The following is a 19,326-nucleotide window of genomic DNA, read 5'->3' as shown; positions in this document are numbered from 1 at the left end:
GAATGAAAAACTATAATATAAAATTAAAAATGCTTTTGTACTATTTTTGTTTTTTACTCTTTACCACTTGCCAGATTTTTATTCATACATCGTTTGTTTTTCCTGGTAGCTGACAACTGGTGACTTTTTCCCCTTTACCCTTTCTTTTACTAATGAAATTCATGCTCTTCGGAGGGGAATTTACCCGTTTTCACTTCCGAGATGTAGTCGGATACCGCTTTCTTCATCTCACTGTTTAATTTCGCGTACTGTTTAACAAACTTCGGCACAAATTTATCATACATTCCCAAAATATCTTGAGTAACTAAAACTTGCCCGTCACATTCACATCCGGCCCCAATCCCAATAATAGGAATCGAAACCGCTTTGGTAATATCTGCCGCAAGTTCTTTGGGAACACACTCCAATACAATTGAAAAAGCACCTGCTTCCTCAAGAATTTTTGCATCTTTAAGTAATTTTTTCTTTTGTTTATCCTCTTTGCCCTGAACCTTAAAACCACCCATCTGATGTACCGATTGAGGAGTAAGCCCAAGGTGTCCCATCACGGGAATTCCGGCCTTAACAATTTTATCAACCTTATCCGCCACCTCTTCACCGCCCTCAAGTTTTACCGCTTGAGCACCAGCCTCTTGCAAAAATCTCCCGGCGTTTTTAAGAGCTTTGTCTGCATTTATTTGGTATGACATAAAAGGCATATCGCCAACGACCATGCTCGATTTAACGCCCCTTGCAACCGCCTTAGTATGATGAATCATGTCATCCATGGTAACAGCCAAGGTGTTTTCGTATCCAAGAACAACCATTCCCAAAGAATCGCCGACTAAAATTAAATCCACACCCATTTCATCTAAAAGTTTCGCGGTCAAATAATCGTAGGCAGTTAGCATGGTAATTTTTTCGCCCCTTTGTTTTATTTCTACAAGTTTGGTAACGGTAATTTTTTCTCTCATCTTCTACTCCTTATCTAAAAGTTGTTTAACTTTGTCTGCTTGTTTCTCATCTATGCTTCCCTTTTTAAGCGCCACATCAACCGTATAATTACCTAATTTCTCATAAAGACTTAAAACCTCAGGCAACTTCAATTTTATAGAAGATAAATGTTTTTCAATAGTACCTAAATCTCCGCGAGCAATTGGCCCGGTCAGCGCCTGAGAAGTACCCTTCTGTTTTATATTTTTAAGCGTCCCTTCAACAAGAGGCCAAATGGCCTTAATAGAAACTTCCTGCGATATTCCGATGCTCGAATAGATTTCCTGAGCAAAATGTAAAAGTGCCACCAGATAGTTTGAAGTCACGCAAGCAGCGGCATGATATAAGGACTTATCCTCATCTTTTACTAAAATTGGCTCACCGCCAAGGTCTTTTACTAATTCAAAAGCAAAGGGCCAAATCTCATCACCGGCCGTAACTCCAAAATAAGTTCCGGGCAATTGTTTTATTGCCAAATCGATGTCAGCAAAAGATTGTATCGGATGAATACTTGCTATACACGCTCCTGCCTCATCCGCGCTTTTGAGCACTTTTATTGAAAGCGCCCCACTCATATGCAAAACCATATCACCTGTCTTAAAACCATTTTTGTGAGCAATTTCCTTACAAACGTTTTCAATCTGGTCATCCTGAGTGGTAATAAAAATTACATCTCCTAAGCTTGCGGCCTTAACAATATTGGTAGTAATCAACCCTTTAATATATGAGCGAGCTCTAACAAGAGAAGCTTGGCTTTTGCCAGCAATGGCCACTACCTCATAACCCTTTGTATTTAAAATATATCCGACGGTCGTTCCGACAACTCCAGCGCCAATGATAGAAACCTTTTTTTTCACTTTTTACCCCCAAAAAATAAAAAAATCTTCTAACCCGCAGAAGATTTAAATTTACTGCCATCTTCCGTCCCGGTCACATTGGATCCAAGCGGTTTTAAAGCATTAACTATTAAAATTTCATAATGTTGAAAAATTATATCACTTATTCCTCCACTCTTCCAATTAGCTTAATTTTAAAAGGAGGAAGTTTATCCAAAAATTCCTTTATGGGTACTCCTGAAGAAAGTTTTAAATCAGAAGCAATTTCTAAAAGCGGAACTAACACAAAACTACGCTCGCACATTAGAGAATGAGGAATTTTTAAATTTTCTTCATTAATTTCAAGTTCATCATATAATAAGATATCTAAATCTATAGTCCTTGGACCCCACTTAATCTCCCGTTTTCTTTTAAGTAAACTTTCAATGAAATTACAAATTTTAAGCAGCTCATCAGGGGGAAGCGAAGTCTTAAGTTCTAAAACAAGATTGTAAAATTTTCTCTGCTCAGTATAGTTTTCAGGTTCCGTTTCGTATATAGAAGATACTTTCTTAACTTCAATATCTTTGTGCTTTTTTAACAACCTTATTGCGGCCCGCAAATAAGCTTCCCGGTCACCGATATTTGAACCAAGCCCAATATAAACTTTCGCCATTAAACACCCCCTGTTATTAGCTACCAGTCACCAGCTTACAGCCACCAGGATAAAGTGCAAGACTTGAAATTCAGAGAATGGATTTGTGGTTAGAAAGTTTGGTTTGCCGGATTATTGGTTGGATAGTTTTTCCCATACTCCAACATTCTGCTCTATTTTTAGTTTTGCTGAAAGCTGAGAGCTGGAGGCTGACGGCTAAATTATCCTCTAACCATCGCATCGGTCATCTTAGCAACGCGAACCATTTCTTTCACATCGTGAACCCGAATGATATTGGCCCCTTGAACGATAGAATATGCAACGGTCGCAGCCGTTCCTTCCAATCTATCTTCAACGGGCAAATTAAGTGTTGTCCCAATAAAAGATTTTCGAGAAGTGCCTATTAAAATTGGATAGCCTAAGTTTTTTAACTCCGGGAGTTTTCTCATAATCTCAAGATTGTGCTCTCTGGTCTTACCAAAACCAATCCCCGGATCAATGATAATTTTGTCTTTTTGGACACCTGCTTTTAAAGCAACTTCGGCTTTTTCTCTTAAGAAAGAAATTATCTCCCTCATTACGCACTCATAGTGGGGATTTTTCTGCATCATCTCCGGAGTCCCTTGCATATGCATAATAATTATAGGAACACCCGTTTTAGCAACAAGCTTTGGCATATTTTTATCCATTTGAAATCCGCTTATATCATTTACAATTGTCGCTCCGGCTTCTAACGCCTTTTTAGCTACCTCGGATTTATAGGTGTCAATTGATATTGGACAATTGATTTCACAAGCCAATCTTTCTATAACCGGTATTACCCTTTTTAACTCTTCTTCTAAACTAACTGATTCTACTCCCGGACGAGTTGACTCGCCCCCGACATCAATAATATCGGCCCCTTCTTCAACCATTGCAATACCACGAGAAACGGCTGTTTCGGTTTTAAAATAACTGCCTCCATCGGAAAAAGAGTCAGGTGTAATATTTAAAATGCCCATAAGGTGAGTGCGTTCGTTTAAATCCAGTTTAGATTTGCCAGCTTTGATAATTTGCGGCTTTGTATCAAAATTTCTAAGAACCTCATCAATCTCTTTTGAGATTTTCTTCAGATTGAAGGGCTGATTGGTTAATTTTTTACAAAGCTTATCAAACTGTGTAATTGTTCCTATTAAAATAACATCCGAATGTTCTTTCGTTAAACTATAGACTGTTTTAGAGATGGCTACTTCGCCACCACAAACTAACATTTCCTGCTTTAATATATTGGCCTGACATGCATTTAATCCCTCAAGTTTAATAATCCTAAAGATTGCTTTTGAAACCATAATCTTTATGCCCATGGGATCTACGCCTATCTTTTCAAAAGCTTTTTTTATCTCCCCGGATTCTTTTAAGATTAAAACTCTCGCGTTGCAAGACAATTTAATCCCTCCTAGCGTGAATTAACGATAAAGCTTCTTGGCGAGAAGCATCATTTGTTAGAAAAATCCCTCTTACTGCAGATGTTATGGTTAATGCCCCTGGTTTTTGAACCCCCCTCATACTCATACAAAGATGTTCGGCTTCTACAACAACAAAAACCCCTAAAGGATTTAACATCCTTACTAGAGTATCAGCAACAACTGTTGTCAATCTCTCTTGGACCTGAGGACGTTTCGCTACTACATCAACAACCCTAGCCAATTTGCTAATTCCAGTTATTTTTCCTTTTACTCCTGGAATATACGCAACATGAGCCCTGCCAATAAAGGGCATCAAATGATGTTCACAAATTGAATATAAGGGAATATCCTTAACTAAGACCATCTCGTTGTGATTTTCTGAAAACATTATTTGAATTACCTTTGAAGGATCTTTATTTATACCACAAAAAATTTCCTCACACATCCGACTAACTCGGGCAGGCGTCTCTTTCAATCCTTCCCTGCTTAAATTTTCACCAATTCCTTCCAAGATAAGACGTACCCCTTGCTCAATTTTATCCTTATCCAAACAATCCACCTCCGTAGGCATCAAATTAAAATTAGTATGACAAATATAATAGCTTATTCGCCCCAAATAACAAAAGGCCACCCGTTTTTAACGGGTGGCCTTTTGTGTAAGTAAAGAACAGTCTCAACTTTCCACAGGCCTGATTTTTCCAGGAATATCAATAATTCTCTTTTTCTTAAGTGTTTCTGGTTTTTTGTTCTTTTTATCTTCCTTTTTAACACTCTTTTTGATTTTTGAAGAAACCCTTTTGCGTTTCTTGCCTTCCAGTAAGTCTTTTAATTCATTTTTTTCAAGAGTTTCTTTATTAACTAAAGCCCGAGCTATTTTGTCCAGTTTTTTCCTGTGCTTTGTGAGTATCTCTCTAGCTTTTTCATATGCCTCATCAACTATGCGTCTTATTTCTTTGTCAATTTCATATGCTGTTTCACCACTATAATCAGTATGAGAAGCAAAGTCGCGCCCCAAAAATACTTGCTCTTGTTTTTGACCTAAAGTCAATGGTCCAATCTTATCACTCATCCCATATTCACAAACCATTTTGCGAGCTATTTTAGTTGTTCTTTCCAAGTCATTCTGGGCCCCTGTGGTAATATCCCCAAACAACATTTCCTCGGCAACCCGACCACCCAGTAACATAGCCAACTCATCTAACAATTCAGACCTGCTTACCAAATATTTATCTTCTGTAGGCAAGGTTAAGGTATAACCCAACGCCATACCTCGTGAAATTATGGATATTTTATGAACAGGATCCGTATTGGGTAAAGTGTGAGCCACCAACGCATGCCCAGCTTCATGGTAAGCTATAATCTCTTTCTCTTTATCGCTAATCAACCTAGTTTTTCTTTCAGGACCAGCGATAACCCTATCAATTGCTTCTTCAAGCTCAATCATATCAATTTTCTTCTTATTATGGCGAGCTGTAAGTAACGCGGCTTCATTAACCATGTTAGCTAAATCAGCGCCGGTGAATCCGGGCGTCCGTCTTGCAAGAACATCTAAGCTGATATCCTTTGTCAATGGCTTACCTTTTACATGAATTTTAAGAATTCCCTCACGACCTCTCAAATCGGGCCTATCCACAACAATTTGACGATCAAATCGCCCGGGCCTTAAAAGAGCAGGGTCAAGAATATCGGGACGGTTAGTTGCCGCAATAAGAATTACGTTATCTTTTACATCAAACCCATCCATCTCAACCAGCAACTGATTGAGAGTCTGTTCTCTTTCATCATGTCCTCCGCCCAAACCAGCTCCTCGATGACGCCCCACGGCATCTATCTCATCCATAAAAATAATAGAGGGAGCATTTATTTTAGCTTGCTCAAAAAGATCTCTTACTCTTGAGGCACCAACTCCAACAAACATTTCAACAAAATCGGAGCCGCTAATTGAAAAGAATGGCACATTCGCTTCACCGGCAACAGCTCGTGCTAAAAGCGTTTTCCCTGTACCTGGAGGACCATAAAGAAGAACACCTTTGGGTACCTTGGCCCCCATCGCTTGAAATTTAGATGGGTTAGCAAGATATTCTTCAATTTCCTTGAGCTCTTCCACCGCCTCGTCAACACCAGCAATATCTTTGAAGGTAACTTTGGGCTGGTTAGGGTTTAACCTCTTAGCCCTACTCTTACCAAAGGACATTACTCGATTTCCACCCCCCTGCATTTGATTCATCATAAGCAACCAAATTCCGATGATTAACACAAAGGGAAGCAAATTTATGAGAGCAATAATCCACATCGATTCTTTTTGTGGGTCAACTTTAGTGCTTACATCTTTGTCAATTAATTTTTCGGTTATATTGTAATTTTCTTCATAAGTAACCGTGAATTTTTCGCCGTTTTTCAATTCTCCTTCGACTATATGATCCTTGTTTTTAATCAGAACTTTGCTTACTTCTCCTGAGTCCAATTTCTTAAGAAAAGTATTGAGAGTATACTCTTTTGGCCCTGGCTGATTCCCCAAAAAATTCTGAGCTAAAAACAGTATAAGAATTATAATCAGGAAGTAAAAACCGGCGTTCCTGAATATCTTTTTCAACTTATTTCCCCCTTAAAATAAAAATTTTTCACTTTTAAATCGTAACACAATTTGAGGTAGAGAACAATTTAAGGAATTAATCCTCATTATAGAGCTCAGGTTTAAGTACGTAGATACAAGAAAGGTTTCGATACTTCTCGTCCCAGTCTAAACCATACCCTACAATAAAATTATCTGGAACTTTAAACCCACAATAATCTATATCTAAAGATATTTGCTGTTTGTTCTCTTTTTTTAAGAGAGAGCAAACTTTCAAACTCGCTGGTTTTCGAGATTTTAAATTTTTAAGAAGATATTTAAGAGTAAGCCCCGTATCAACAATATCCTCAACAATGAGAACATCTTTCCCTCGAATATCATCATCCAAATCCTTTAAAATCCTGACAACCCCCGATGTCTTAGTAGAAGAACCATAACTTGAAACAGCCATAAAATCGACCTTCATTGGCACATTAATCTCACGAGCTAAATCAGCTAAAAAAATTATCGCTCCTCGCAATATCCCAACAAGCACCAGTTCTTTGCCTTGATAATCTTTAGAAATACTTTCCCCTAACTCTTTTACGCGCTTCTTTATCTCTTTTTCACCAATTAAAATCCGTTCCAAGTCCTCGTCCATTGCTCCTCCTAAAAATTATTATTATCTTTAAACTGAGATTTAATATTAAGAATTCGCTGCGTTTCCTTGGTTACTTTAAATCTATCGTCAATTCTATGTCCAACAACCCAAATTATCTCACCTTCAGACAAAATTATGGGAACCTTATCTCTCAACCGCTCAGGCAACTTTACGTCCACAAAATAATCCTGCAACTTCTTTTCACCTTTCAGACCAAGCGGAAAAAATTTATCCCCGGGTAAATGATTGCGAACCTGAATAGGAAAGTGTACTTTATCAGCATCCAAATTTGCAACTAAGTTCGCTTCACCTTTCGTCAAACAAAATTTATCTTTTAAAATACCTTTTTCTGAAGATAAATCTCCCTTTACTTCCGTTATACATACTTCAAACTCAATATTTAACTCAGGTATCTCAATTTTTCCCGGCCCGCTGAGAATAACCTCAAAATGTCCTCTTTTTTCAAGCAAATCTCGTCTTATTAAAATGATATTATTATACTCTTTAATAATGGCTATTTGCCCCGGAATATCGCGCCTAAGTTTGGACATTTTCTCTGCATCTAATAATAAATCTTTTATGTGTTTAAACTCAACTCCCTTAAGGTCCCCTTTTAAAATCTCTATTCCCATACGTAATACTCTGCGCCTTATCGCCACAGAAAGCGCCTTTAAATCATCAAGTGAAAATTTAATTAAGCCCTCTTTAATTACAGATACGCGATTAAATTCCTTTGAAGCAATTTCGTCCAAGAATCGCTCATCATCACCAACAACCTCAATAGTCCGCAAAATCGTTTCTTTAAGATTTGGATTGTATTCTTCCAAATAAGGAATTAAGTTGTGACGAATCTTATTGCGAAGATATGTGAACTCAAAATTTGAAGCATCCACCTTGAATTCAATTCCCTGAGCTCTACAATATTCTTCCGTTTCTCTCCTTGAAATTTCAATTAAAGGACGAATAAAGATGTCTCTCACGGGAGGAATGGCCCTTAGCCCTTTAAGCCCGCTTCCTCTTAAAAGACACATCAAAAAGGTTTCCACCTGGTCATCAACTGTATGGCCTAATGCTACCTTATTCGCGCCTATTTCATTGGCTACTTTTTTAAAAAGCATATAGCGAGCCTCTCGCGCCCCTTCTTCAACAGAAAGATTTTTTTCAGCAGCATACAACGGCACATCAAAAGATAAAATCGTCGAGGGCAAACCTTCTTTTTCAGCAAGCGCCTTAACAAATTGCGCGTCTTCCTTTGAAATATCTCCTCGAAGCATGTGGTCTAAATGAAAAACATGCAAATCCAAATTAAAGAAATTTCTAATTTGGAGCAATAAATAAATTGAAGCAACTGAATCCTGCCCTCCAGATACAGCAACCAGGACCTTATCGCCAAATTCAAGCATATTATACTTTAAAACAGTATCCTTAAACTTTTCAAATATATTTTTAGTTGTTATGAGGACCAACTCCAGAAAAAATTCAGAGTACTATATTTTGTAAAATTAGATAACAAGTAAATTATCTATAATTTAGAACAAAATTGGAAGGGAGCCTGATAAACAAAGAACAAAATCTTTTAGGAACAAACTTTTGAGAAATGATAATTCCTCCAGAACACTAAAAAACTTCCATTTATAATGCCGCCTGTAAATTACAATGCCCGTCTCAGTTTAACTTTTGGAGTAAATTCTCGTTTCACGCGAACTCCTTAAGTATTCCATCGCCTATAAAGATTGTGTTCTAAGCCAAGCACATCAAAAACTCGGCCAACTACAAAACAGACCAAGTCATCAATACTTTCCGGCCGATGGTAAAAACCCGGCACGGCTGGAACAATAAAAGCACCCGCTCTATGCAGAGAAAGCATATTTTTTAAATGAATTTCATTTAGTGGAGTCTCCCTTGGCACAACAATCAAGGGGCGTCTCTCTTTTAAAGTCACATCTGCCGCTCTCTCTAAAAGGTTTGATGACATACCGGATTTAACCGCCGCTAAAGTTGCCATAGAGCAAGGAATAATAATCATACCGTCAACTTTGTAAGAACCGCTGCAGATAGACGAGTTTAAATCAGAAATCTCAATATATTCAAGACGCTCATCTGCAAAATCAAGCCCCATCCACTCTCTTAATTGTTTCTGCGCCTCATTTTGTTTTTCTTTTAACTTAAAATCAAGCTCATACGCCATAATATCTTTTGCCGTATCCGTAATAAGAAGCTTCACTTCGTGGTTGCCTAATAAAAGCTCTCTTAAAAGACGCTCAGCATAGACAGCTCCACTTGCTCCGGTTACTCCAACAATAAACTTCAAATCGCCACCCCTTTAACCATAAAATCCAGAAAAGTAAAGACAAACATAACGGTACTTATCACTCCATTCATTGTAAAAAAAGCAGCGTTAAGTTTGGAAAGGTCGTCTGGCGATACCAGTCTGTTCTCATATAAAAGAAGAAAAGAGACAACCCCCAAACCAAAAAAGTAAATTAAACCAAGGTTTGCCAGAATCCCAACTAAAAGAAATATCCCAACAGAAAATAGATGAAAAATTCCCGCAGTTCGGAGAGCTTTTTCTATCCCAAATTTCGCTGGAATTGAATAAAGATTTTGTTCCTTATCAATTTGAATATCCTGACAAGCATAAATAATATCAAAACCCGCCACCCACAAACAAACGGCAACCCCTAGTAAAATAGAGACTAAAGAAACAGAATTTTTTATTGCAATCCACGCTCCAATTGGTGCAAGCCCTAAACACATGCCCAGAAAAAGATGACAATACCAAGTGAATCTCTTAGTATAAGGATAAACTACAAAAGGCAATACAATAAAAGGCCAAAGCCAACGACAAAGTGGAGCTAAACTATAAACAGCGAGAAGAAAAACGACCAGTGAAATTAAACTAAAGATTAAAACATCTTTTTCTGACAGCAACTTCTTTGGTAAAGCCCTGTTTTTGGTACGCGGATTCTTTTTGTCTATCTCTTTGTCAATTAACCGGTTTAAACTCATAGCAAGACTTCTTGCCCCCACCATAGCCACCGTTATCCAAAAAACCTGCCAAAAAGTGGGAAGTCCTTCGGCTGCCAAAATCGCTCCCATATAAGCAAACGGAAGAGCAAAAATTGAGTGTTCAAATTTTATCATCTTAAATATGATAGCAATCTTATTCAATGCTGTAGTTTAACCACCTATCATCAACTAACCGTTTTGTTTCATCATCCATTTTGATATCGTCCGGCCACTCTCTGGGATATCCTTCTTCCTTCCATTTCTTTGTGGCATCAATACCAATCTTTGACCCATAACACGAACTATTTGAAGAGTGGTCCAATACATCTAAAGGCCCTCTGGTAAAAGCTATGTCTCTCTCAGGATCAACATTATTGAATATCTTCCAGGCAACTTCAGAGCAATCATGGACATTCACATTTTTATCTACCACCACAATCATTTTCGAAAACATCATTTGGCCCATACCCCATATAGCATTCATGATTTTATTAGCGTGCAAGGGATAACTTTTGTTGATTGAGACAATCACGCAATTATGAAAAACCCCTTCAAACGGCAAATTAATCTCAATTATTTCAGGATACATTAACTGAATTAAGGGAAGAAATATTCGTTCCGTGGCTTTGCCAAAATAACAATCTTCCATTGGAGGCCTACCTACTATAGTTGCGGGATAAATTGGATTTTTCCTGTGAGTAATAGATTGAATATGAAAAATGGGATATTCGTCAGCAAGAGAATAATAACCGGTATGGTCTCCAAAGGGACCTTCTCTGCGAAGCTCATTTAAATCTACATACCCTTCCAAAATAATTTCCGCACGAGCCGGGACCTTTAAATCTACGGTTTTACACTTAACGATATCCACCGGTTCCTCCCGGAGAAACCCGGAAAATATCAGCTCGTCAATCCCTTTGGGAAGCGGAGCAGTGGCTGAATAAATAGTTGCCGGATCCGCCCCCAGAGCAACTGCAACTTCAAACTTATCCTTGGCCTCAATAGCTTTGCGATAATTTTCCGCGCCATCATGATGAATGTGCCAATGCATTCCGGTTGTCTTTCCATCAAAAATCTGCATCCGATACATGCCCATATTTTGCTGGCCTGTTACCGGATCCTTCGTTATAACCAACGGGAGAGTGATAAATTTTCCGGCATCACCAGGCCAACATTTGAGAATGGGAAAGTCCTCTAAGCTAAAATTCTCAGTTAAAACTACTTCTTGGCAAGGTGCTTTTTTAACAAGTTTTGGCATATAGTTTGTAAAATCTTTAAGTTTTATAAGTGCGCCCAATTTCTCAATTAAATTTCCGGGGAGATTAGTGGACATTATTTTTCTTATCCGATTGGCAATTTCATCAAGATTCTCTACCCCTAAAGACCAGCTCATACGGTCAAAAGAACCAAATGTGTTGATAAGAACGGGAAAATCGGAACCTTTGACGTTTTCAAACAAAAGCGCGGGGCCATTTTTTTTCGATACCCTATCGGTTATTTCAGTTATTTCTAAGACTGGGTCTACCTTCGTCTTTACTCTCTTTAATTCGCCTTTTTTTTCGAGAAATTCTACAAATTCTCTCAAGTCTTTAAACGCCAAATAACTCACCTCAAATTAATTAGAAATTAAATACTCTGTGATATAATAGCACCTGTTAAATAAGTTTAGCAATGGAGGAAAGATGAAAGTTGCGACCAAAAAATTTAATTTAGCTGACATTCAAGAAAAAATATTAAATAACAAACGGCTTACAAGAGAAGATGGAATAAACCTTATTAACCGCGATGATATTTTATTTTTAGGAAGACTTGCAAAATATGTAAAAGAGAGAAAAACAAACAACAGAGCTTACTTTAACGTAAATCAACACATCAACCTCACAAATATCTGTGTATCTCGGTGTAAATTCTGCGCTTTCAGCTGCAATAAAAGCGACCCCAGTGCCTATACAATGTCGATTGAAGAAGTAATAAATGCTGCCTTACGTGCGCCAAAGGATATAACAGAACTTCACATCGTAAGCGGGCTGCACCCGGACAAACCTTTTGATTATTATGTGAATGTTATAAAAGCTTTAAAAAAAGAGTTCCCAAATATTCATGTCAAAGCATTTACCGCAGTTGAAATCGATTACTTCTCAAAAATATCAGGGTTAAGCGTTGAAGAAATTTTTAAAATTTTAAAAGAAGCTGGTGTCAATTCCTTGCCCGGAGGCGGAGCTGAAATTTTTAATCCCATAATAAGAAAACAGATATGCCCGAAAAAAGCCACCGCCAACGAATGGTTAAATGTAGTTCGCGCCGCTCACAAACTCGGTTTAAAGTCCAACGCCACCATGCTCTATGGTCATATTGAAACACTCGAAGACAGAGTAGACCATCTGATAAAAATTAGAGAACTTCAGGATGAAACAGCCGGGTTTCTGGCTTTTATTCCACTTCCATTTCACCCCCAGAACACCGAGCTCTCCCATCTAAAAAAACCAACAGCTGTAGAAAACCTTAAGATGATCGCCATATCCAGGTTAATGCTTGACAATTTCGATCACATAAAAGCATATTGGATAATGATGGGGCCTAAGGTAGCTCAACTATCTTTAGACTTTGGCGCTGATGACATCGATGGGACTGTAACCGAAGAAAAAATTACACACGCTGCGGGAGCACAGACTGATAAGTTTATCGAGAAAAACGAATTAATAGAAATGATAAAAGAGATGGGAAGAGTGCCCGTTGAAAGGGATACGCTTTATAATATTGTAAAAATGTATGAATAAATAGCTGATGTTTGTCCGCCGCTGGCGGAGCTTATGGCAGATAGCTGATGGCAAATGGCTTATAGCGTATAGCTAAAAACAGTCAGAAATCAACTGCTTTGCTAGTCAAAAGTCAAATTAAGGATATAGGATAAGAGTAAAATACTAAACGTAAATTGAAAATAAACGAGCAAGCTCCCGACTATTGACTACGGACTATCGACTAATTGAGGTGTAAAAATTGAGGCCAAAAGTAGGACATATTCAATTCTTAAACTGTTTTCCGCTTTACTATGGATTGGTTACCAGCAACTGTCTGTTGGGAATGGAGCTCATAAAAGGAACTCCTACTGAACTTAATCGCATGTTAATAAATGGTAAATTGGATGTGAGCCCAATATCGGCTATGGAATATGCACGCCACAACGATGAACTTTACTTATTACCCAATCTCACCGTAAGCTCAGATGACGAAGTTAAAAGCATCCTTTTAATAAGTAAAGTCCCGCCAAATGAATTAAACGGAAAGAAGATAGCTTTAACCAATACCTCGGCTACATCACAGGTACTGGTGCAAATAATCCTTAAGGAAAAATACAAGATTAATCCAAAATATTTTACATGCCCATCTGATCTCCCTCAAATGTTACATGAGGCAGATGCTGCGCTCTTAATTGGCGATGATGCTTTACGAGCTTTATATAATCCTCAAGATTTTTTCGTTTTCGACCTTGGCCAAGAGTGGAAAAACCTAACTGGCCAAAAAATGGTCTATGCAGTTTGGTGCGCAAGAAAAGAGTTCGCTAAAGAGAATCCCCATCTTTTAAAAGAAGTCTATGGCACCCTTCGAAAATCCATGGAGTATAGTTTAAGAAACGTCGACGAAATATCCTTGGCCGCCTCGAAATGGGAGATATTTACCGCTGACTTTTTGAAGGATTATTTCCTTTCACTAAACTTTACTTTCGATGAGAATTATCAAGCAGGGCTTAAATATTTCCTTAACAAAGCAAAAGAGCACGGATTTTTAAAGAAGGTGCCGGAACTCAAATTCGCGGAGGTATAAATTGAAAACAACAGAGAATATTTTGAAAAAATCTCTTTCTGGGAAAAGAATTACAGAAGATGAGGCACTTACCTTACTAAAAGAAGGTGAGCTAACTCAATTGGGAGAAACTGCAAACGAATTGCGCAAAAAATTTCACCCCGAAGACATTGTCACATTTGTCATCGATAGAAATATAAACTACACCAACATATGCGAGAGTAAATGTAAGTTCTGCGCCTTCTATAGAGAAAAAACCGACCCGGACGCCTACGTTCTCGACAAAGATGAAATATTTTCAAAGATAGATGAGACATTGGAGTTAGGCGGAACTCAAATTATGCTACAAGGAGGGCTTAATCCCGACTTAAAAATAGACTATTACACAGATTTACTTTCAGCTATAAAATCAAATTACAAGATACACATCCACTCCTTCTCCCCCCCGGAAATTGCTCACATCTCTAAAAACTCAGGACTTTCACTAAGAGAAACTCTTTCAGAGTTAAAAAAAGCGGGGCTTGATTCTTTACCCGGTGGAGGTGCCGAGATTTTAGTTGACCACATTAGACATCAGATAAGCCCAAATAAAATTGGGGCCGAGCTTTGGCTTAATGTCATGGAAGAAGCCCACAGTATTGGTCTTCGAGCAACAGCGACCATGATGATGGGAAGCTTGGAAACAATTGAGGATAGAATATTGCATCTTTCTCGCTTAAGAGCCCTGCAAGACAAAACAGGAGTTTTTAGAGCTTTTATCCCCTGGACATTTCAACCCGGACACACAGAATTAGGGGGAAAGAAAACATCAGGAGTCGAGTATCTAAAAATGCTCGCCGTTTCCAGAATATTTATGGACAATTTTGAGCACGTGCAAGGCTCGTGGGTTACCCAAGGTAAAGACATAGGGCAAATCGCCCTTCACTTCGGGGCAAATGATTTGGGAAGCATAATGATAGAAGAAAACGTCGTCGCCTCGACAGGCGTCTGTTACAAGATGTCAAAGGACCAGATAATTAACATGATTAAAAAAGCGGGTTTTGTCCCGGCCCAAAGGAACACCCGATATGAAATTTTGGAAACCTTTAATTAATTGCAGGTCCATGCTCACTTAGCCAATGCTTTTAAGTTAAAAATTCAAACTTGGACTTCTGCGAAGAATAAAAAACTTTTACTTTCAACAAAGAACGATCAGAATTGTCTTAAACAATAAAATCCTCGCGGTAAGTTTTAAATATATTTTTTTCATAGCCCATTTTTAGCAGATATTTGATAGCTCTGACTCCTTCTTCCCCAAGGTCTACACTAAACCGGTTTACATAAAGCTCTATGTGTTGCTTGATAACATCATCTTCAAGCTCCCGCGCATACTCTTTTATATACTCCATTGATTCTTCTCGATGTAGAAATGCATATTCAACGCTTTTTTTAATACAGGAATCAATTCTTCCGATAGTTTCTTTTCCCAAGCTCCTTTTGGCAAAAATTCCTCCAAGCGGGATGGGCAACCCCGTTTTTTTCTCCCACCAGTTACCAAGGTCAACCACCTTAACTAAACCCTCTTTTTTGTAGGTAAATCGACCTTCGTGGATTATGACTCCGGCATCAACAATTCCTTCTTTTATAGCGGGCATTATCTTCTCAAAACTCATCTCTACTAAATTTTTACACTGGTTACTATATAGTTTAAAAAGCATAGCAGCGGTTGTGTACTTACCAGGTATAGCTATTTTTTTATCAATGAGTTCTTCTGGCGCAAGAGAATGATGGGAAACAAGCAGCGGCCCACAGCCCCGACCAAGAGCGCTTCCGCTTCTAAGCAACACATAATCATCTACAAGGTGACCAAATGCCTGGTAAGAAAGCTTGGTAACGTCGAATTTGCAATTAAAAGCGGCTTTATTTAATGTTTCAACATCAGCAAGAGTTTCAACAAAACTTAACTCGCAATCATTTACCTTTTTCTTCATTAGCGGGTAAAAGATGAATGTATCGTTTGGACAAGTAGAAAAACCAATTGTGATGGGTTTCATCAAAACACCTCAGGTAAAAGTTTTTTTAAAACCCTTGTGCCTTTATCTATCGCCTCATTTAATTTCCACTTTGACTTGTCACGATCTTCAACCATATTGCTTACGCATCGAAGCTCAATCATAGGCACACGGTAAAGTTCACAAACGCGGGCTACAGCCGCGCCCTCCATGTTTTCACAAATAGCGCTAAATTTATCCCGTAAGAAATTTCCTCTTTGAAGTGTTCCACTGCAAGAATTTACAGTAACGAAGTTGCCAATTTTGTGGGGTATTTTAAGAACATTTAACTTATTCTCAACTTTATCAAGCAAGTTGTTTTTTAAATTAAAGGTGCGCTTGTTCTTTAGGGCGTCATCAGTAAAATATTCCACCTTGTTGCCCATTGCAACTCCAAGGTCACCAAAGTACTCCTTTTCGGCGAGGCATATGTCGAGAATATCTACACCCGTGTTTGAATATGCTCCACCGACACCAAATAAAATTAGGCCACCCACTTCTTTTTCTGCAAATAATCTTGCGAGCGAAATTGCACTTTCCACCATCCCAACATTAGTGGTAAAAAAGTTGAAATCTCTCTCAAGCTCTTTGCTCTTTCTTAATTGGTCTATCTCTATCTCCGTAGAACTTACAATAAGATACATATAATGGCATTAAACTCCAGTTTGTTGTTTGCGTCAATCCTTCTATACTTTTGCTTAATATGGTTTAATATAGAAATTAATATTAGCTTTATAATAAATAAAACCGGAGGAACAAAAGTAGAAATTAAAATACCATTCGCTTAATTGTTCACATTCTCGAGTTTTTGGGAATACTTGTTGTAACCTATGGTTCCATTAAAGCCGCCGTACAACTCGCAATAAATATTTTCCAAAGGACCAAAACAATCCCGGATTTAAGAAGAACCCTGGCTTTCGGGTTAGAATTTTTAATGGCAGCCGAAATAATAAGATCTGTTATCGTGCGCACAATGAATGAACTTGTCATGCTGGGAAGTATCATTGCTTTAAGAGGCCTTTTGGGATTAATTATTCACTGGGAAGAGAAAACTTCTTAACTTATTTTCGCGTCGCCACAATAAGGTTGTTGTGAATAGCTTTCACGCCACTTATAGAAAAGACAATTTTACCCGCTTTATCCCGCTGTTCCGGAGTATCTACTTTACCCTCCAGATAAACTACCTTATTTACCACAGAAACTCTGACATCTACAAGATTTAATTTCTTGCTTTTCTCGAGAACAATTAAAATTTGTCTCTCAAGAATTTCATCTGTACCAACCGGAAGTTCAGCCACCTGTATTTTGTTCACAACTCTTTTTATGCCGGGAATCGTCCGAACCACTTTTTCAATATGGTCTTTTTCTCCCCGCGTTTCAACCCAGCCCCTAAGGACAACTTTACCTTTTTTGGCCAAAGCCCCAATATATTTAGCATGCACTCTTTTATCTTCATGAAGAGCCATTTCTACCCGATTAGTCAATTCCACATCGGGCAGGTCCTCCGTCCCTTCAAACTTAATTTGATTAACTACTTCCTTAACTCCTCTAACAGAGCTAACTAAATTTTCCGCCCTATTTTTATAATCAAGCGAGGGAACCTCGCCACCAAGGTAAACTGCCCCCTTCGCAACCCGTTCAACACCAACTTTATTTTTAAGATAAGAATCTTTCGTTAAAATCTTACTTATTTCTCTATTAATTTCCTCATCTGATAAAAACCCGCCCGTCTCAATAGATATATCGTTTTCAACATCAATCACACCGGGCATTTCACCCGCTATCTCTTCAGCCCTTAATTTTTCCTCAAGCTCATTAACTACGCCAAACAGCCTTACTTTCCCCCCATTTACTTCAACATTTATCCTGTTTTTGACCACTTCATTGAGAGCAATTTTGCTGTCTATCTCAGCTTTAAGAATTCTGTCATCCATAATAAACACCCTCCTCTAATAAACGTTCCCGAGATGAACATATTTTAACTTCTTAAGTGCAATTTCCTCGGCCATCTTGACAGTCTTAAGAGGTGTAGGCGGCTCTGTATATTTAAGATGTGGAAAATAACGGCTAAAATGCAAAGGAGTTTCTTCACCAACTTTAGTTGCTATCCACTCGACAAGCTTCTCAATTTCCTCTTTGGAATCATTAAGCTTAGGAACAATTAAATTAGTTAACTCCACATGACATTCTTTGCTGGCAATTTCAACTGTTTTTAGCACTGGCACAAGTCTTCCGCCCAGTTTTTTGTAAACCTCATCAGAAAATCCTTTAACATCAATATTCATGGCATCAATATACGGTAGCAGCTTTTTAAGAGGTTTTTCATTAACATAACCGTTCGTTACCAAAACGTTTTTTAATCCATTTTCATGAGCAAGTTTAGCGGTTTCATAAATATATTCATACCAAACAAACGGCTCATTATATGTATAAGCCAATCCTATATTACCGTTTTGACGATGAGTTAAAGCTAAATCAACAGCTTGTTTGGAAGTTAACGGGTCTGTCACCCTGGAAACAATCTTTTCCATATCCTCGCCGGGAAAAGCTTCCTGGGGTTGGGCAATTTGCCAATTTTGACAGAAGGGACACGCCAAATTACATCCAATGCTACCCAAAGACAAAATCACCGTTTTAGGATGAAAGTGATAAAGCGGCTTTTTTTCTATAGGATCAAGACTACAAGAGGAAATTCGTTCGTAAGTTAACGCAATAAGAGTTCCGTCAATATTCTTTCTAATGGAGCATGTCCCCGTCTTGCCAGGAGATATAAGACATCCGTGTGGGCAAAGAAAACACTTAACTTTCTTATTCGGCTTCTTTTCATAGAACCGGGCTTCCATGAACCACGCCCCCTTACCTCTTAACATAATTATAACTTAAATTTTACCGAAATAACTCCATTTTTTTATAAGACCGGCAGCACTATATCAAGCAATGATGTAATGTAAATATTTATAACTTTTATTTTTTAACCTTCCCTTTTACCAATCAGTCGGTAGTCTCTTAGTGGAAAGTCGGTAGTTATTTGGTTTCTTAGTTTCTTGGTTACGTAGCTACATGGTTTCTAAGTCACCATTTTGATTCCTTAGTTTCTTGGCTTCTATGTCGTTATGTCTCTAACAACCATCAGCCATACGCTATCTGCCCTGCCAGAGGCGGGCAAGCATAAGCCATCAGCTATCTAGCGATAGTTTGTTACCAAGTTATCTAAGGTTTACAGCTATACACTAGTTTGGCGCGCTCGACGGGATTTGAACCCACGACATCAGGCTTCGGAGGCCTGTGCTCTATCCACTGAGCTACGAGCGCAAAACTTTGGTTAATGGTAGATGGTTTGATAGTTAATGTTTTTCACCTAAGTATCTCCCCTGTTTTAAATTACCG

At 38.2% G+C, this 19,326-nt stretch carries 19 protein-coding genes and 1 tRNA gene; 4 read left to right on the top strand and 16 right to left on the bottom strand.

Annotated elements, in window-relative coordinates; genetic code table 11:
* Positions 1-149: 149 nt before the first annotated feature.
* From panB to Q7U95_RS03310, 11 genes are all read right to left on the bottom strand, one after another.
* Positions 150-953 (bottom strand): 3-methyl-2-oxobutanoate hydroxymethyltransferase, encoded by an 804-nt coding sequence (panB, locus tag Q7U95_RS03360; RefSeq protein ID WP_308751859.1) that lies wholly within the window; start codon positions 951-953, stop codon positions 150-152.
* A gap of 3 nt (positions 954-956) precedes the next feature.
* Entirely contained in the window at positions 957-1,829 is an 873-nt protein-coding gene (locus tag Q7U95_RS03355) for a DUF2520 domain-containing protein (RefSeq protein ID WP_308751858.1), read from the bottom strand.
* Between the two features lie 142 nt (positions 1,830-1,971).
* Positions 1,972-2,463 carry a 2-amino-4-hydroxy-6-hydroxymethyldihydropteridine diphosphokinase gene (gene folK / locus Q7U95_RS03350; RefSeq protein WP_308751857.1) on the bottom strand — a complete coding sequence of 164 codons (492 nt, stop codon included), beginning with the start codon at positions 2,461-2,463 and terminating at the stop codon, positions 1,972-1,974.
* Between the two features lie 200 nt (positions 2,464-2,663).
* Positions 2,664-3,866 (bottom strand): dihydropteroate synthase, encoded by a 1,203-nt coding sequence (folP, locus tag Q7U95_RS03345; protein WP_308751856.1) that lies wholly within the window; start codon positions 3,864-3,866, stop codon positions 2,664-2,666.
* A 1-nt stretch (position 3,867) separates the two neighbouring features.
* Positions 3,868-4,437, bottom strand: a complete 570-nt coding sequence (gene folE / locus Q7U95_RS03340; RefSeq protein ID WP_308751855.1) for a GTP cyclohydrolase I FolE — start codon at positions 4,435-4,437, stop codon at positions 3,868-3,870.
* A gap of 123 nt (positions 4,438-4,560) precedes the next feature.
* Positions 4,561-6,480, bottom strand: a complete 1,920-nt coding sequence (ftsH, locus tag Q7U95_RS03335) for an ATP-dependent zinc metalloprotease FtsH (RefSeq protein WP_308751854.1) — start codon at positions 6,478-6,480, stop codon at positions 4,561-4,563.
* 76 nt (positions 6,481-6,556) lie between these two features.
* Positions 6,557-7,099: a hypoxanthine phosphoribosyltransferase gene (gene hpt / locus Q7U95_RS03330; protein WP_308751853.1), complete on the bottom strand. Its 543-nt coding sequence runs from the start codon at positions 7,097-7,099 to the stop codon at positions 6,557-6,559.
* A gap of 8 nt (positions 7,100-7,107) precedes the next feature.
* Positions 7,108-8,502, bottom strand: coding sequence for a tRNA lysidine(34) synthetase TilS (gene tilS / locus Q7U95_RS03325; RefSeq protein ID WP_308751852.1), 1,395 nt, complete (start codon positions 8,500-8,502; stop codon positions 7,108-7,110).
* A gap of 305 nt (positions 8,503-8,807) precedes the next feature.
* A complete protein-coding gene (locus Q7U95_RS03320; protein WP_308751851.1) occupies positions 8,808-9,410 on the bottom strand; it encodes a flavin prenyltransferase UbiX in 603 nt (200 codons plus the stop codon).
* A complete protein-coding gene (locus Q7U95_RS03315; RefSeq protein WP_308751850.1) occupies positions 9,407-10,270 on the bottom strand; it encodes a UbiA-like polyprenyltransferase in 864 nt (287 codons plus the stop codon). The genes Q7U95_RS03320 and Q7U95_RS03315 overlap by 4 nt, the downstream gene beginning before the upstream one ends.
* Entirely contained in the window at positions 10,263-11,708 is a 1,446-nt protein-coding gene (locus tag Q7U95_RS03310) for a menaquinone biosynthesis decarboxylase (RefSeq protein WP_308751849.1), read from the bottom strand. Before Q7U95_RS03310 ends, Q7U95_RS03315 begins: the two co-directional genes overlap by 8 nt.
* 82 nt (positions 11,709-11,790) lie before the next feature.
* Between Q7U95_RS03310 and mqnE the strand changes: the two genes are divergently transcribed.
* From mqnE to mqnC, 3 genes are all read left to right on the top strand, one after another.
* A complete protein-coding gene (gene mqnE, locus Q7U95_RS03305; RefSeq protein WP_308751848.1) occupies positions 11,791-12,885 on the top strand; it encodes an aminofutalosine synthase MqnE in 1,095 nt (364 codons plus the stop codon).
* Between the two features lie 220 nt (positions 12,886-13,105).
* Entirely contained in the window at positions 13,106-13,930 is an 825-nt protein-coding gene (locus Q7U95_RS03300; RefSeq protein WP_308751847.1) for a menaquinone biosynthesis protein, read from the top strand.
* 1 nt (position 13,931) lies between these two features.
* Positions 13,932-15,002, top strand: coding sequence for a cyclic dehypoxanthinyl futalosine synthase (mqnC, locus tag Q7U95_RS03295; RefSeq protein ID WP_308751846.1), 1,071 nt, complete (start codon positions 13,932-13,934; stop codon positions 15,000-15,002).
* A gap of 109 nt (positions 15,003-15,111) precedes the next feature.
* On the opposite strand, the gene Q7U95_RS03290 is transcribed toward mqnC, so the two are convergent.
* Together Q7U95_RS03290 and mqnB are read right to left on the bottom strand one after the other, a co-directional pair.
* Positions 15,112-15,942, bottom strand: a complete 831-nt coding sequence (locus Q7U95_RS03290) for a 1,4-dihydroxy-6-naphthoate synthase (protein ID WP_308751845.1) — start codon at positions 15,940-15,942, stop codon at positions 15,112-15,114.
* Positions 15,942-16,583 carry a futalosine hydrolase gene (gene mqnB, locus Q7U95_RS03285; RefSeq protein ID WP_308751844.1) on the bottom strand — a complete coding sequence of 214 codons (642 nt, stop codon included), beginning with the start codon at positions 16,581-16,583 and terminating at the stop codon, positions 15,942-15,944. The genes Q7U95_RS03290 and mqnB overlap by 1 nt, the downstream gene beginning before the upstream one ends.
* Before the next feature lie 164 nt (positions 16,584-16,747).
* Here mqnB and Q7U95_RS03280 point away from each other — a divergent pair, with 164 nt between their 5' ends.
* Entirely contained in the window at positions 16,748-16,999 is a 252-nt protein-coding gene (locus Q7U95_RS03280; protein ID WP_308751843.1) for a DUF1622 domain-containing protein, read from the top strand.
* Between the two features lies 1 nt (position 17,000).
* Here Q7U95_RS03280 and Q7U95_RS03275 read toward each other — a convergent pair whose 3' ends face one another.
* From Q7U95_RS03275 to Q7U95_RS03265, 3 genes are all read right to left on the bottom strand, one after another.
* Positions 17,001-17,873 (bottom strand): BON domain-containing protein, encoded by an 873-nt coding sequence (locus Q7U95_RS03275; protein WP_308751842.1) that lies wholly within the window; start codon positions 17,871-17,873, stop codon positions 17,001-17,003.
* Positions 17,874-17,888: 15 nt separating this feature from the next.
* Entirely contained in the window at positions 17,889-18,782 is an 894-nt protein-coding gene (gene amrS, locus Q7U95_RS03270) for an AmmeMemoRadiSam system radical SAM enzyme (RefSeq protein ID WP_308751841.1), read from the bottom strand.
* 393 nt (positions 18,783-19,175) lie between these two features.
* Positions 19,176-19,251, bottom strand: a tRNA-Arg gene (locus Q7U95_RS03265).
* Between the last annotated feature and the right edge of the window lie 75 nt (positions 19,252-19,326).

This window comes from Candidatus Oleimmundimicrobium sp. (assembly GCF_030651595.1).
Classification (GTDB): domain Bacteria; phylum Actinomycetota; class Aquicultoria; order UBA3085; family Oleimmundimicrobiaceae; genus JAUSCH01.
Note: the sequence above shows the minus strand (reverse complement) of the source record. Positions and strands in the feature narration are given on the sequence as shown.